Genomic DNA, 13,084 nt, shown 5'->3' with positions numbered 1-13,084 from the left:
ACGAGATGAAATCACGGGTTCCGTTCCTGGCCGCACTGGCCGTACTGGGTGCGGTCGCCACTGCGATGCCCCCGGCCGCCGCCGATCCCGCGGGAAACCCGCCGCCTCCGGCGCCGGCCGCACCGGCCACGAGCACGCAGGAGTCCGGCGGCCGGTTGCTGCGCGTCCAGGTACTCGAGGATCGGCGGATCCGGTTACACATCCGTTCGGCCGCCATGGGCCGCGAGATCGCGATCGACACCCTGATCGGTTCCGGTCCGGCGCCCCGGCCCACGCTGTATCTGCTCGACGGCGTGGACGGCGGCCCGACCTCGGGCTGGCTGACCAAGGGTGGCGCGGCCGAATTCTTCGCCGACAAACCGGTCGACGTGGTGCTGACCACCGGTGGTACGGCCAGTATGTACGCCGACTGGATCCGGGTGGACGCCGCGCTGGGCCTGAACCGCTGGGAGACCTTCCTCACCGAAGAGCTCCCGCCCATTGTCGAAAAGTATCTGGGTTCCAACGGGACCCGGGCGATCGCCGGGGTGTCCATGGGTGCGCAGGCGGCGATGATGCTGGCCCAGCGGCATCAGGGTTTCTACCGGGGGGTCGCCGGGATGAGCGGCTGCTATTCCACCTCCGACCAGCTCGGCCGTGCGGTGACGACCATGACGGTGGCCTCGCGTGGCGGCAATCCGGAGAACCTGTTCGGCCCGCCCGCTTCGCCGGAGTGGCTCGCCCACGACAGTCTGCTCGGCGCGGACAAATTGCGGGGCACGCGGATCTATGTGTCGGTGGCCAACGGTTCCCCCAGCAACGCCGCACTGATGTCGATCGGTGACAGCCCGGAAATTCTGGCGGTTCTGCTCGGCGGCGGCTCGCTGCTGGAATCGGGTGCGCATCTGTGCACGCAACGATTCGCCGCCCGTCTCGCCGAACTCGGCATTCCCGCGGCGGTGGATTATCTGCCCGCGGGAATGCATTCCTGGCCGGATTTCGAAGTGCAATTGCATCGCAGCTGGCCGACCCTGCGCGCCGCTCTGGAATTACCGCAGAATTCCTGAATTACCGCAGTCGTGCGTGATCGCCACGGCGGACGAGCCGGTCGGGTCTCGTGGCGGGCGCGGTGATGCCGGTGCACGGGTGCCGGCGACCGCGGCGAGGACGGGGGCGGTGAACACGATCGGCGGTGCCGGGCCCGCGGGTTCGATGTGCGAACGGACCTCGCACCGGCTGATTTCGGGAAGACGGCGCCGACGGCCGCGGGTCGGCGACGTGGTCGCGCCGGTGTGGACCGGGCCGCGAGCGGCGCGGCGGCCGGAGCCGACGGGTGCGTCGAACAGGGAGCACTCCGAACGAGTGGGGTCCGAAACTCGAATCGAGAGAATTGCGCGATCCATATTCGCGCCGGTGTGATCGATTCTGTATCCGCTCGGATATAGGAAAGTCCATGGTTCCGTGCCGATTTGTTCGGGACGAAATACGACACGATCCGTCGATTCCGGATCGTGGCCAGAGGATCTCGCCGAAACCCGGCGCGCATCGCTCTGTGACGCGCGCCAAATCCATAATCTGCGCTTCGTGAGGTCTCCAGTTCCTGTTTGTGCGCGGCCGAAATCGGCTGCGGCGCCCGTACTGTCGGCGCAACTCGCCTGACGGGAAATCCCACCGCGCCAGGCGAATCGGACAGTGATGTTCTCCAGGAAGGCCCCCGATGACAAAACCGAACCCTGCCCGGCTGCGGTCGGCGGTATTGCTGGCCGCCACGGTGCTCGTCTGCGGACTCGCCGGTACCGGCGCGCGGGCGGAGCCCGCGACGGCGTGGACCGAACAGGATCTCGCCGCCTATATCGCGGCAGGCCGCACCGGTCAGCCGGTGGCCGGTTCCGGGAGCGCCAGCGGCTCGGCCTGTAACTCCGGCAGTGGGGCCGGGTCCGGTAACGGGTCCGGAGACTGTTACGGCGGCTCGGGCAGCAGCTCCGGCCTGTCGGGCGGATACGCCTCCGATACGGTCGGTTACGGACCGACGCAGACCGCGTGGCTGGCCGCTTTCGGGTACGGGCTGGCCCACGGTGACGCGGCACCTCCGGGCGCGAACGACTGGAACTGCAAACCCACCGCCGAACATCCGCGTCCGGTACTGCTCGTCCACGGCACCTGGATGAACGCCTACAACGGGTTCGCGTTCATGGGGCAGCCGCTGAAGGACGCGGGATTCTGCACCTTCACCTTCAACTACGGTCGCTCGAACCTCGTCCAGGGCGGTGGTGTCGGGTCGGTGCTGCCGGGCACCATGGGCACCGGTTACATCCAGGATTCGGCGAAACAGCTGGCCGTTTTCGTGGACCGGGTCCTCGCGGCGACGGGTGCGCCGGAGGTCGATGTGATCGCCCACTCGCAGGGCGGTTCGATGGCCAACTGGTACACCAAGTTCGACGGCGGGGCGGACAAGGTGAACAAGCTGATCACCTTCGGTGCCACCCATCACGGCACCACCCTCGACGGGATCGGGGCGCTGGGCCGGGCCATCAACAACTTCGGTATCGATATCCTCGGGTTCATCGAGATATTCGTCGGCCATTCCGGCATCCAGCAGACGGTCGGCTCGGATTTCGTGAACGAACTCAATGCCGGTGGCGATACGGTACCGGGCGTCGACTACACCGTTGTGGGCACCCGGTATGACGAGGTGACCACCCCCTACGATCTGACCTTCCTGCGTCCGGGCCCCGGGGCGACGGTTCGCAACGTCACCCTGCAGGATGGCTGCGAACAGGATCTCTCGGATCATCTGACGGTGATGTACTCCCCGCGGGCGCTGTCCATCGCGCTGCAGGCGCTCGATCCCGCCCGGTTCCCGGCCCTGCAGTGCACGTTCAATCCGTGGCTGATCGGTGGCGGCGGCAAGCTGTGACCGGCGGGTAGACGGGTGTGCTCGGAGTCCGGCCGGCCCGACTCCACCGGTCGGCTCGGAGCACACACGGCCGCCGCGGATTCGCGCAGGTCTTCTGCCTCACGGCCTGTGTCCCCTCGTCCGCGCGCGGCGGCAGCACGCCCACCGGGTGGCCACCGCTCGGATCACCCGGTGGGCTCGGCCGATCCGGTTGCCACCGGCCCCGTACCGCGTCCGGGCCGGTGGCACCGCGGTCTATGCGCGGGCGAGGAAGTCGGCCGCCTGGGCGCCGATGAACACACTGGGTGCGTGGGTGTGCCCGCGCACCAGGACCGGCATGATCGAGGCATCGGCGACGCGCAGGCCCCGCACGCCGCGTACCCGCAGTTGCGGGTCCACCACACTGTTCTCGTCCGAGCCCATCCGGCAGGTGCCGGCCGGATGGTAGAGGGTGTGCGAATAGCCGTTGAGTGCCAGCGCGCGGGTGGCTTCCGAGCCGCCGTCGGCGGGTGCGTCCGGCGGATAACAGAGGGGACCCAGCACCTCTCGCATGGCGGCGGTATCGGCGATCTCGGCGCAGTACCGCAGGCCGGTCATCAACGCCGCCCGGTCGATGCCCTGCTCGTCGGAGAGGTACTTCGGATCGATCACCGGCTTGGCCAGCGGATCGCCGGAGGCCAGTGTGATCGTACCGCGACTGTGCGGGCGCACCAGGACGGTCGCCAGGATGACGCCGTGGGCGGTCGGCTCGATCAGGCCCTCGTGGTAGAAGGGCGCGGGCGCGTAGACCAATTCGAGGTCGGGATGTTCCAGCTCGGGGCGGCTGCGGACGAATCCGTACGCTTCACCGACGTTCGAGGTGAGCATGCCGCGATGGCGCAGCAGGTAGTTGATCAGCTGGGCCGGTTTCTCGGCGTCGAACAGGGAATCGGTGTCGACGCCGTAACCGAGTCCGGTGACGAGATGATCCTGCAGGTTGGCGCCGACCTCGGGCGCGTGGTGGCGGACCGTGATCCCGTGCCGTTCGAGTTCGGCTCGATCGCCGATACCCGAGAGCATCAGCAGTTGCGGGCTGTTGATCGCGCCGCCACAGAGCACCACCTCGGTCCGGGCCGTCACCTTCTCGACCCGGCCGCCACGCGAGTACTCGACACCGACGGCGCGGTCGCCGTCGAACAACACCCGGGTGGCGGTGGCCTCCGGGTACACGTCGAGATTGCGCCGCTTCAGCGCCGGTCGCAGATACGCGTCGGCGGTGCTCCATCGTCGCCCCTTGTACTGGGTGACCATGGTCTGGGTGAAACCCTGCGGTTCGGGCAGGTTCGGTTCCTCGACGGGGAAGCCGCGTTCGGCGACGGCCCGCAGATAGGCGGCGGTCGACGGGCGCGGGCTGCGCTGGTGGGAGATGTGCAGGGGTCCGCCGGTGCCGTGGTCGGGGCCGGTCGCGCCGTCGACGTTCTCGATCGAACGGAACTGCTCGACCGCCCGGTCGAAGCCCCATTCCGGGCCCCCGGCGACCGACCACTCCTCGTAGTCGGCGCGGAAACCGCGCACCCACATCTGGGCGTTGAGCGAGGACGAGCCGCCGAAGGTTTTGCCGCGGGGCCAGTAGATCTGCCGATCGTCGAGCTGAGGCTGGGGTTCGGTCAGGTAGTCCCAGTCGTAGGGGGTACGGAAGAGTTTGGCGAAGGCGGCCGGTATGCGGATGAATTTGTCCTTGTCGGCCGGGCCGGCTTCCAACAGGATCACCGAGCGGCCCGGATCCGCGCTGAGCCGGTTCGCGAGTACGGCTCCCGCCGATCCCGACCCGACGATCACATAGTCCGCACTGACTTCTGTCACCTTCGCACCTTTCGATCTCGTGTACCCGCAAACATACGAGAGTGGAGCCGGATGCGAGGCGACTTCGCCGCGGCGTACGAATCGATCGGAAAAGCTCGTTCGTGGGTGACTTCGCGCGCCACCGGGGTATAACCGGCGCATGAGTTACCCGGTGGATTTCGGGGTGCTGCAAGCCGGTTCGATCCTCGCGATCATCCTCGGTGTGGCCCTGCTGGTTTCGGCGTTGTTCGCATTGCGCAAGAGGGGGCCGCGGGCCCTGATCGCCCGGGGCGCCGGCGGCGCGCTACTTCTGGCCGCCGCGGCGCTGGTGCTGTGGATCGCCACACTCGTCCAGACCTACCTCGGTCTGACAGGGGAGGTCCGGGCGGCGCACGTGGTGGTGGCACCGGTGTCGGGCGCGGAGCATCAACTCGAGGTAGAGCTGACGCTGTTCGATACCGATGGCGGTACCGCCGAGCGCAGTACGCACCGGGTCGAGGGCGATATGTGGGTACTGCAGGCGCAGTTGGTGGAGCTGGAACCGTGGGTCAATGCCCTCGGCTTCCATTCCGGATACAAGGTGTCGCGCCTGTACGGGCAGCGGCTCGACGGGGTGGCCACCGCGCAGAACCACATCTTCCTCAACGGCGGGGACCGCGACTTCTTCGAGGATATGAGCGAGAACCGCTGGTTCACCTCGCCGTTCGTCCGGTCGGCCTACGGCAACGCGGTGATCGCGACGCCCGGTGAGTACGACGTGTTCATCTCGCGCGACGCCATCAAGACCCGCGCGGTGGAGTGAGCGCGCTACCGGTCCTCGACCGCACCCCGGCAGATCTCGCTCAACTCCTCGACCACCGTGTCCAGTCCGCGTTCGGTGCGGGCGACGATCAGCGCGCCCTCCAGCGCGCTGATCACCAGTAGCGCGATGGAGCGGGCCCGCTCCGGCCGGGCCCCGTCCTCGACGAGTTTGGCGGCGACGAGTTCGCGCAACGTGTCGAATGCCGATCCGGCGGCGGCGACGGCGCCGGGTTCGTTGCCGAGTGCGGCGGCGGCGATCGGGCACCCGAGCGCGTAGTCGTGTTTGTCCAGCCCGCGGGCCAGCATATCGGCGAGTGCGCGCAGGGCCGCCGCGGACTGCGGCGCCGTCAGCGCTTTGGTGACTCCTGTGGTCACCCGGCTGCTCGCGGCCTCGGTGGCCTCGGTCATCAGCTGTGCCCGGCCGCCGGGGAAGTGGTGGTACACCGATCCGCGCGGTGCGCCACTGGCCTGGAGTACGTCGGTGAACGAGACGGCCGCGACGCCACGCCGCCGGATCAGTGATATCGCGCTGTCGATCATGGCCGCCCGTGGGCCCTCGGGATCCTTCGGTCGTGGCATGCGCTGCTCCCTCTTGCCCGTGATTACTATGTATGTTGTCATACTTATAATCGTCTCGCCGTGTCAGCGGCCCGATTGTTCTGGAGGATTCGTGACCGGGATCGACGCGCCGACCCATCCCTTCGATACGGCCATCGCCGTGGAATACACCGACGCGCACCGGCTGGCCGGTCACACCTGCCCCGATTACGCCAATATGGTCGGCCCGTTCGGCGGCGTCACCGCGGCGGCACTGCTGCGCGCGGTCGAGCGGCATCCCGAACGGGTCGGTGATCCGCTGTCGTTGACGGTGAACTACGCGGGCCCGATCGCCGATGGGCTCTTCGAGATCACCGCGCGGCCGGTGCGCACCAATCGCACGAATCAGCACTGGCAGCTCGAACTCACCCAGGACGGCGCGGTCACCACCACCGCGACCGCGGTATTCGGCATCCGCCGCGACACCTGGTCGGACCTCGAGCTGAGCATGCCGTCGGTGCCGGGGCCCGACGCCGAGGACGTGGTGCCGCAGATCTTCCCGGATTTCATCGCCTGGGGCCGCAACTACGATCTGCGGTTCGTCGCCGGCGCCGTCCCCGATGTCGAGCCCACCGCCGAGATTCCGGAGAACCCCGATTCGGTGAGCACCCTGTGGCTCCGCGACACCCCGGTCCGGCCGTTGGATTTCGCCTCGCTCACCGCTATGTCGGACGCGTTCTATCCACGCGTGTTCCTACGTCGCGGCCGCTACCTACCGGCCGGCACGATCTCGCTCACCGTGTACTTCCACGCCACCGCCGAAGAACTGGCCGCCCAGGGCACCGAATATCTGCTGGGCCGTGCCCGCGCGAACCGCTTCGGGCACGGCCATTTCGATCAGATCGCCCACCTGTGGGGTCACGACGGCACCCTGCTGGCGACCAGCCATCAGCTGGTCTACTTCAAGGGCTGAGGCCGCTGGTTCAGCTTGCGGCCGGATCGGTCACCGGTGTGATCGGCAACCGCAGCGCGCCCGGCGCCGATTCGGGGACCACCGGAGACTTCGGTGCCACCGGGGCGATCCGGCGGTACGGAGCGTCCTGCGGGGGCCGGGGATCCTGTTCGCCCTTGTTCGGCCAGTACGCGGCGGCGCGCTCGGCTTGGGCGGTGATGGTCAGGGACGGATTGACCCCCAGGTTCGCCGAGACCGCGGCGCCGTCCACCACGCTCAGGGTCGGGTAGCCGAAGACCCGGTGGTAGGCGTCGATCACCCCGGTATCGCGGTCGGCGCCGATCGCGGCACCGCCGAGGAAATGCGCGGTGAGGGGGATATTGAACACTTCGCCCCAGGTGCCGCCCGCGGTGCCGCCGATATGCTCGGCGACCCGGCGGGTGGCCTCGTTGCCGGCCGGGATCCAGGTCGGGTTCGGCTCGCCGTGCCCCTGCTTGCTGGTCAGCTTGCGGCCGAAGAGTCCCCGGGTGGTGTAGGTGGTGATGGAGTTGTCCAGATGCTGCATAACCAGCGAGATGATGGTCCGTTCGCTCCAGTTGCGGACACTCAGGAAGCTGAGCAGCAACAGTGGGTGCCGCAACGCGGTACCCAGGAACCGCAGCCACCGCGGAATCCGGCCGCCACCGTCGACCATCAGCGTTTGCAGTAATCCCATCGCGTTGGAGCCCCGCCCGTATCGCACCGGCTCGATATGGGTGTCGGGGGTGGGGTGGATCGAGGAGGTGATCGCGACGCCCCGGGTGAAGTCCTGGCCCGGCGCGAGCTTCTTGGTGGCGGCGCCGACGATCGATTCGGAGTTCGTACGGGTGAGCAGGCCGAGCCGGTCGGACAGTTCCGGGAGTATCCGCCGGTCCCGCATATCGTGCAGCAGGCGCTGGGTGCCGAGGGTGCCGGCGGCGACCACGACCTGGCGGGCGGTGTAGGTGGTGCGCTGTTTACGCACCCAGGCACCGGTGCGCTGCGCCGAGACCACCCAGCTTCCGTCGGGTTGGGGCCGCAGTTCGGTCACCGTCGTCATCGGCACCACCTGCGCCCCGGCGCGTTCGGCCAGGTACAGGTAGTTCTTGACGAGGGTGTTCTTCGCCCCGAACTTGCATCCGACCATGCAGTCGCCGCACTCCAGGCACCCGGTGCGGGCCGGGCCGACGCCGCCGAAGTAGGGATCGTCCACGGTTTCGCCGGGTTCTCCGAAGAACACGCCGACCGGGGTCCGGACGAAGGTGTCGCCGACGCCCATATCCTCGGCGACCTGTTTGAAGACTTCGTCGGCGGGCGTCATATGCGGGTTCTGCACCACGCCGAGCATGCGCTTCGCCTGCTCGTAGTAGGGCGTGAGTTCCCCGCGCCAGTCGGTGATATCGCGCCACTGTGGATCCTGGAAGAACGGCTCCGGCGGGACGTAGAGAGTGTTGGCGTAGTTGAGCGATCCGCCGCCGACCCCGGCGCCGCCGAGAATGAGCACATTGCGCAGGGGATGGATGCGCTGGATGCCGTAGCAGCCGAGTTTCGGCGCCCACAGGAATTTGCGCAGCTCCCAGCTGGTCTTGGGCAGCTCGTCGTCGGCGTAGCGGCGGCCGGCCTCGAGGACGCCGACGGTATAGCCCTTTTCGATCAGCCGCAGGGCGGTGACACTGCCACCGAACCCGGAACCGACGATGAGGACATCGAAATCCGTGGCCGCCTCGGACATGGGACTTCTCCTTGGGTTCGGATGGTCAGCAGTGACTTGCGGTAACATTAACACAGCCGAAGCGGAGCAACGCTCACTACTGTTGACAGTGCTCTCTGAATTGGTCAGGGTGGTCGTATGACCACCCCCCGCGCCCGCGCCCGGGCCCAGACGATGATCGATATCAAGCGGATCGCGCGCGAACATCTTGCCACCGACGGCGCCGCCGCCCTGTCGTTACGCGCGGTGGCCCGTGATCTGGGCGTGGTCTCCTCCGCGGTCTACCGCTACGTCCGCAGCCGGGACGAATTACTGACCCTGCTGGTGGTCGACGGATACGACGCGCTGGGCGATGCGGTGGACGCTGCGCTCGCCGCCGCACCCGACGATCCGATCGAACAGTTCCGGGTCACCGCGCGCACCGTCCGCGCCTGGGCGCTCGCCGAACCCGCCTGGTACGGCCTGCTGTTCGGTACTCCGGTACCCGGATACGCCGCCCCGGCCGATCGCACGGTCACCCCTGGCACCCGGGTGATCGTGACGCTGATGGGGCTCTTCGCCGCGGCCCATCGCCGCGGACTGCTCATGCCCCCGGTGACGGACGGGCCGCCGCTCACCGGGCCGCTCGCCGGTGATTTCGTCCGGATCCGTGCCGAATTCGGGCTGGAGGTGCCGGACTGGGTGCTGGCTCGCGGGCTCACCGTCTGGTGCGCGCTGTTCGGCGCCGTGAGCTTCGATGTCTTCGATATGTACGGTGCGGACACCTTCACCGACCGTACACAGGTCTTCGAAACCCATATCGCCGGCCTGGAAACGCTGCTCGGCGTGGCGTGAACCGGCTCTCGGAGCAGCTCGGGCTCGGCGTCACCGGCCGGGTTCCGCGGACTTTCCGGTATCCACCTCGGGCGACGCCGGATCCGCCGCGACCTCCTCGGCCGGACCCGCTTCGGCCACGGCCACATCGATCTGTTCGCTGATGTAGCGGACCACGACCGCCACCACCGCGACCACCGGTACCGCCAGGAACGCCCCCGTGATGCCGTACAGGGTGCCGCCCCCGGTGACCGCCAGCAGCACCACGACCGCGTGCAGTTTCATGGTGCGGCTCTGCAGTACCGGTTGCAGCACATTACCCTCGAGCTGCTGCACCGCGATGATGATGACGAGCACGATGAGCGCGGTGGTGAACCCGTTGCCGACCAGTGCCACGAGCACCGCCAGCGCGCCGGCGACGAACGCGCCCACCATGGGGATGAAACCGCCCAGGAACGTCAGCGCGGTGAGCACACCCCACAGCGGCACGCCGAGCAGGACCAGCCCGAGCCCGATGAAGAACGCGTCGATAAAGCTGACCAGCGCCTGGGTGCGGATGAATCCGCCGAGCACATCCCAGACCCGCACCAGCACTTCCTCGAAATGCCGGCCGCTGCGCCCGCCGGTGAACTTGTGCATCCACGGGACGAATTTCGGCCCGTCCTTGACGAAGAAGAAGCTGAGGATCAGCACCAGGAATATGGTGACCAGCACGGAGGTGGCGGTACTGACTCCGCTGAAGACACCGGAGGCGATCTGTTCGGCACTGGACTGCATCCGCGACACCACCGCGTCGACGGCCGAGTTCAGCTGTTCGTCGCGGATGTTCAGCGGTGGGCCCTGCAGCCAGTCCCGCACCGTATTGATACCCGTGGTGGCCTTGTCGGAGAGTTCGGGCACCTGATCCACCACCGAGGGCACGATCAACGCGATACCACCCGCCAGCACCCCGATGAAACCGATGAGCGTGAGCGAGGCCGCCGCGGCCGGCGGCAGTCCGGCTTTCACCAGCAGGCGGGTGGGTGGCCAGAGCACCGTGGAGACCACGATCGCGAGCAGCACCGGCAGCAGGACCACCCACAGTCTGGCGGCCAGGAACCCCAGCACCCAGGCGCCCGCCGCGATGGCGACCACGCATACCGCCCATTTGGCCAGCCACCACACGCCGGAACCGAAGACCTCCCCCCGATCGGGAGGCCGCGTGGCGCTGGTGGAGCGAGTAAGGTCGGCACGGACTTTCTTCTCCCCGTTCACCCGGCCAGTCTCGCACGACCCGCCCACTGCGGCATCGCACCGGCCGGGCCGAACGGATCACAGCACCACGCCGCGGTCCGGGCCGGTGCGGGGGTCGAATATCCGGCCGTGGGGGAGGCCGGTCGCGTTCGCCGAACGCTTCGGCCTGGATCCGGTGCCGGCTCGGCAACTGGTGCCCACGGCGCAGCGGCGTCCTGGATGCTCGCCGCCCGCGCCGCGTAGGTGCCTGCCCACGGCGCAGCGTGCCACCGCGACCCGGCCGGCGGTTGTTCGTGATGGACGCGGCCTGGTGCCGGCCGGTGCCGCGCGGCGAGGGGCTGTTCGGGCTCGCCGGATGATCGCATCGTGGCCGAACTGGGAACCACACCCCTGGCATGGCTGACCGCCGAACGTGTCACGCTGGCGTGCCGGCTGCTCGAACGCGGCGAACAGAACCTCCACCGTGTCGCCCGCCCGGCGGACTGGGAACTCCGTCCAATCTCAGGGCATGTATGCGCCGCCGAATCGGATTGACCCCCACCACCTACCGCCGCGATTCGGACCAATCACGACACCTTCCCCTTACCCCGGGCAGTGAACTACTACGCCACCCGATGTGCGACCGCGGGCATCCGAAGGGTCCGCAATTCGGCTACTACCGGGCGCGGAAGCCGGGCACTGTGGCCGACGCCGGAAGGCGGCTTGGCATCCGCCCAGCCGGTCGGGTCACCGGACGCGGATCAGCGCGGCACGGTGACCCCACCGGTGCAGCTGGTGAGTCCGTCCACGATCGAACACGCGCCCGGCGCCCGGGTCGGCCGGTAATCGCCGAGGACGCCGCCGCGCCGGGTGACGGCCGCATAGGCGTCCACGGCGTCGGTGGGCCGGCGGGCGAGGGCGGGATCGCCGAGCACGTCGACGGTGTACAGCCCGAACCTCGGTGTGTAGGAGCCCCATTCGTAGTTGTCGGTGAGGCTCCAGTAGTTGTATCCCATGACGTTCACACCGTCGGCCACCGCGCGCTGTATCCAGTACACGGTGTCGCGCAGGAGGTCGGCGCGGGTGTAGCCGTCCGCCCGCGGGCGCCCGTTCTCGGTCGGCATCCCGTTCTCCACGATGTAGAGGGGTTTGCCCGGAAACCGCCGCGCATAGTGGTCGAGCGCGTAGTAGATACCCTCCGATTGCAGCGGCATCGTCCACAATTTGCCGGGGTCGGGGATCCGGGCGAGGATGTCGGTGGGGGAGAACCCGTAGTAGTAGTCGATCCCGATGTAATCCAGTTTCGCGCCGACCCGGCCGATGAACGCGCCGTTCACGGCGTCTTCGGCCGTGGGGATATAGGCGACATTGCTGCTCACCATGGCCCCCGGCTGTACTCGGTGGATGTGGTCGTAGATCGCATTGTGGGCGTCGGCCAACCGGTCCTGCATCGCCGGGATATCCGTGACACCGATCCCGCCGTGACGCACCTCGTTCATGAGGTAGACGGCGGGTTCGTTGAAGGTGATCCACAGTGGTTCGTACCGGGCGTACCGGTCGACGACCCGGCGGGCGTTGGCGAGCCAGTCCTCGACCATTCCGGCGCGCCGCCACCCGCCGCGATCGACCTGCCAGCCCGGATAGACCCAATGGTCGACGGTGAGCATGGGGCGCATACCCGCCGCGCGAATGGCCGCGACGACCTCGTCGTAGAACCGGAACCCGTCCTCGTCCCACCCGCCCGGACGGGGTTGTACCCGGGCCCATTCGATCCCGATCCGGTAGGCGCGCACCCCGAGTTGTTCGGCCAGGGCGATATCGGACCGGTAGCGCGAGTAGAAATCGACCGAGTCGAAATACGGGTCCTCGGTTTTCCCCGCCGCGATATAACGGGTCCAGTTGCTGTCGGGCGCATGCCCTTCGGACTGGAATCCCGAAGAGGCCACCCCCCACAGGAAGTCGGCACCCAGCGGGGCGACCTCGACCGGGGGAGCGGGGCGCGCACCGGCTCGTCCCGTTCCCAGGACGACAGCGCCGGCGGCTACCGCGCTGGTGGTCAGAAATCGGCGACGGTTCACCGGACCCATCGGATCGGTCTCCTGTCCTCTGCTCGTCTCCGTCTCGCGGCGTTCGCACCAGACTAGCGGCGCGGCACCGCCTTCGGGCCGGACCGTTCGTATCCCCTTCCAGCAGCCTCGGCCGGGCGGAGTGGGGGAGTGGCAGGTGGCCGGGCCGGTGCCTTCAGGGAAAGACGCGTGCCGTGGTCAGTGAAAGGATCGGATCTCGATGGCCCATTCGGGCTATCGGAACTGCTGCGGTCAATTCTTGTTCGAGCACGGTGGTG

11 protein-coding genes are annotated in these 13,084 nt (G+C 68.1%); 6 read left to right on the top strand and 5 right to left on the bottom strand.

The window, feature by feature from the left end:
- Positions 1-5 precede the first annotated feature (5 nt).
- Both NF4_RS11320 and NF4_RS11310 read left to right on the top strand, forming a co-directional pair.
- Entirely contained in the window at positions 6-1,046 is a 1,041-nt protein-coding gene (locus tag NF4_RS11320; RefSeq protein WP_063127219.1) for an alpha/beta hydrolase, read from the top strand.
- 650 nt (positions 1,047-1,696) lie between these two features.
- On the top strand, positions 1,697-2,896 hold the full coding sequence (locus NF4_RS11310; RefSeq protein ID WP_063127217.1) for an esterase/lipase family protein: 1,200 nt from the start codon (positions 1,697-1,699) through the stop codon (positions 2,894-2,896).
- Between the two features lie 234 nt (positions 2,897-3,130).
- Here the strand turns inward: NF4_RS11310 and NF4_RS11305 are convergent, their stop codons facing one another.
- On the bottom strand, positions 3,131-4,717 hold the full coding sequence (locus NF4_RS11305) for a GMC family oxidoreductase (RefSeq protein WP_063127216.1): 1,587 nt from the start codon (positions 4,715-4,717) through the stop codon (positions 3,131-3,133).
- 139 nt (positions 4,718-4,856) lie between these two features.
- Between NF4_RS11305 and NF4_RS11300 the strand changes: the two genes are divergently transcribed.
- Positions 4,857-5,498: a hypothetical protein gene (locus tag NF4_RS11300; protein ID WP_063127215.1), complete on the top strand. Its 642-nt coding sequence runs from the start codon at positions 4,857-4,859 to the stop codon at positions 5,496-5,498.
- 5 nt (positions 5,499-5,503) lie between these two features.
- Here the strand turns inward: NF4_RS11300 and NF4_RS11295 are convergent, their stop codons facing one another.
- Entirely contained in the window at positions 5,504-6,076 is a 573-nt protein-coding gene (locus NF4_RS11295) for a TetR/AcrR family transcriptional regulator (protein WP_063127214.1), read from the bottom strand.
- A gap of 91 nt (positions 6,077-6,167) precedes the next feature.
- On the opposite strand from NF4_RS11295, the gene NF4_RS11290 reads away from it, so the two are divergent.
- Complete coding sequence (locus NF4_RS11290; RefSeq protein ID WP_063127213.1) at positions 6,168-7,007, top strand: acyl-CoA thioesterase; 840 nt, start codon at positions 6,168-6,170, stop codon at positions 7,005-7,007.
- A 10-nt stretch (positions 7,008-7,017) separates the two neighbouring features.
- Here NF4_RS11290 and NF4_RS11285 read toward each other — a convergent pair whose 3' ends face one another.
- A complete protein-coding gene (locus NF4_RS11285; RefSeq protein WP_063127212.1) occupies positions 7,018-8,736 on the bottom strand; it encodes a GMC family oxidoreductase N-terminal domain-containing protein in 1,719 nt (572 codons plus the stop codon).
- Between the two features lie 117 nt (positions 8,737-8,853).
- On the opposite strand from NF4_RS11285, the gene NF4_RS11280 reads away from it, so the two are divergent.
- Positions 8,854-9,549: a TetR/AcrR family transcriptional regulator gene (locus tag NF4_RS11280; RefSeq protein WP_063127211.1), complete on the top strand. Its 696-nt coding sequence runs from the start codon at positions 8,854-8,856 to the stop codon at positions 9,547-9,549.
- 30 nt (positions 9,550-9,579) lie between these two features.
- On the opposite strand, the gene NF4_RS11275 is transcribed toward NF4_RS11280, so the two are convergent.
- Positions 9,580-10,782, bottom strand: coding sequence for an AI-2E family transporter (locus tag NF4_RS11275; RefSeq protein ID WP_063127210.1), 1,203 nt, complete (start codon positions 10,780-10,782; stop codon positions 9,580-9,582).
- 345 nt (positions 10,783-11,127) lie between these two features.
- On the opposite strand from NF4_RS11275, the gene NF4_RS36465 reads away from it, so the two are divergent.
- Entirely contained in the window at positions 11,128-11,295 is a 168-nt protein-coding gene (locus tag NF4_RS36465; RefSeq protein WP_198165298.1) for a helix-turn-helix transcriptional regulator, read from the top strand.
- A gap of 206 nt (positions 11,296-11,501) precedes the next feature.
- Here NF4_RS36465 and NF4_RS11270 read toward each other — a convergent pair whose 3' ends face one another.
- Positions 11,502-12,827, bottom strand: a complete 1,326-nt coding sequence (locus tag NF4_RS11270; protein ID WP_063127209.1) for a family 1 glycosylhydrolase — start codon at positions 12,825-12,827, stop codon at positions 11,502-11,504.
- Between the last annotated feature and the right edge of the window lie 257 nt (positions 12,828-13,084).

It is taken from the genome of Nocardia fusca NBRC 14340, assembly GCF_001618425.1.
In the GTDB taxonomy this organism is placed as follows: Bacteria; Actinomycetota; Actinomycetes; order Mycobacteriales; family Mycobacteriaceae; genus Nocardia; species Nocardia fusca.
This window is presented reverse-complemented; position numbering and strand designations above follow the sequence as displayed.

Excerpts from the sequence above, each read along its gene's own strand:
- NF4_RS11320 (WP_063127219.1), top strand. The coding sequence starts at position 6 with ATGAAATCACGGGTTCCGTTCCTGGCCGCACTGGCCGTACTGGGTGCG.
- NF4_RS11310 (WP_063127217.1), top strand. The coding sequence starts at position 1,697 with ATGACAAAACCGAACCCTGCCCGGCTGCGGTCGGCGGTATTGCTGGCC.
- NF4_RS11300 (WP_063127215.1), top strand. The coding sequence starts at position 4,857 with ATGAGTTACCCGGTGGATTTCGGGGTGCTGCAAGCCGGTTCGATCCTC.
- NF4_RS11295 (WP_063127214.1), bottom strand. The coding sequence starts at position 6,076 with ATGCCACGACCGAAGGATCCCGAGGGCCCACGGGCGGCCATGATCGAC.
- NF4_RS11285 (WP_063127212.1), bottom strand. The coding sequence starts at position 8,736 with ATGTCCGAGGCGGCCACGGATTTCGATGTCCTCATCGTCGGTTCCGGG.
- NF4_RS11280 (WP_063127211.1), top strand. The coding sequence starts at position 8,854 with ATGACCACCCCCCGCGCCCGCGCCCGGGCCCAGACGATGATCGATATC.
- NF4_RS11270 (WP_063127209.1), bottom strand. The coding sequence starts at position 12,827 with ATGGGTCCGGTGAACCGTCGCCGATTTCTGACCACCAGCGCGGTAGCC.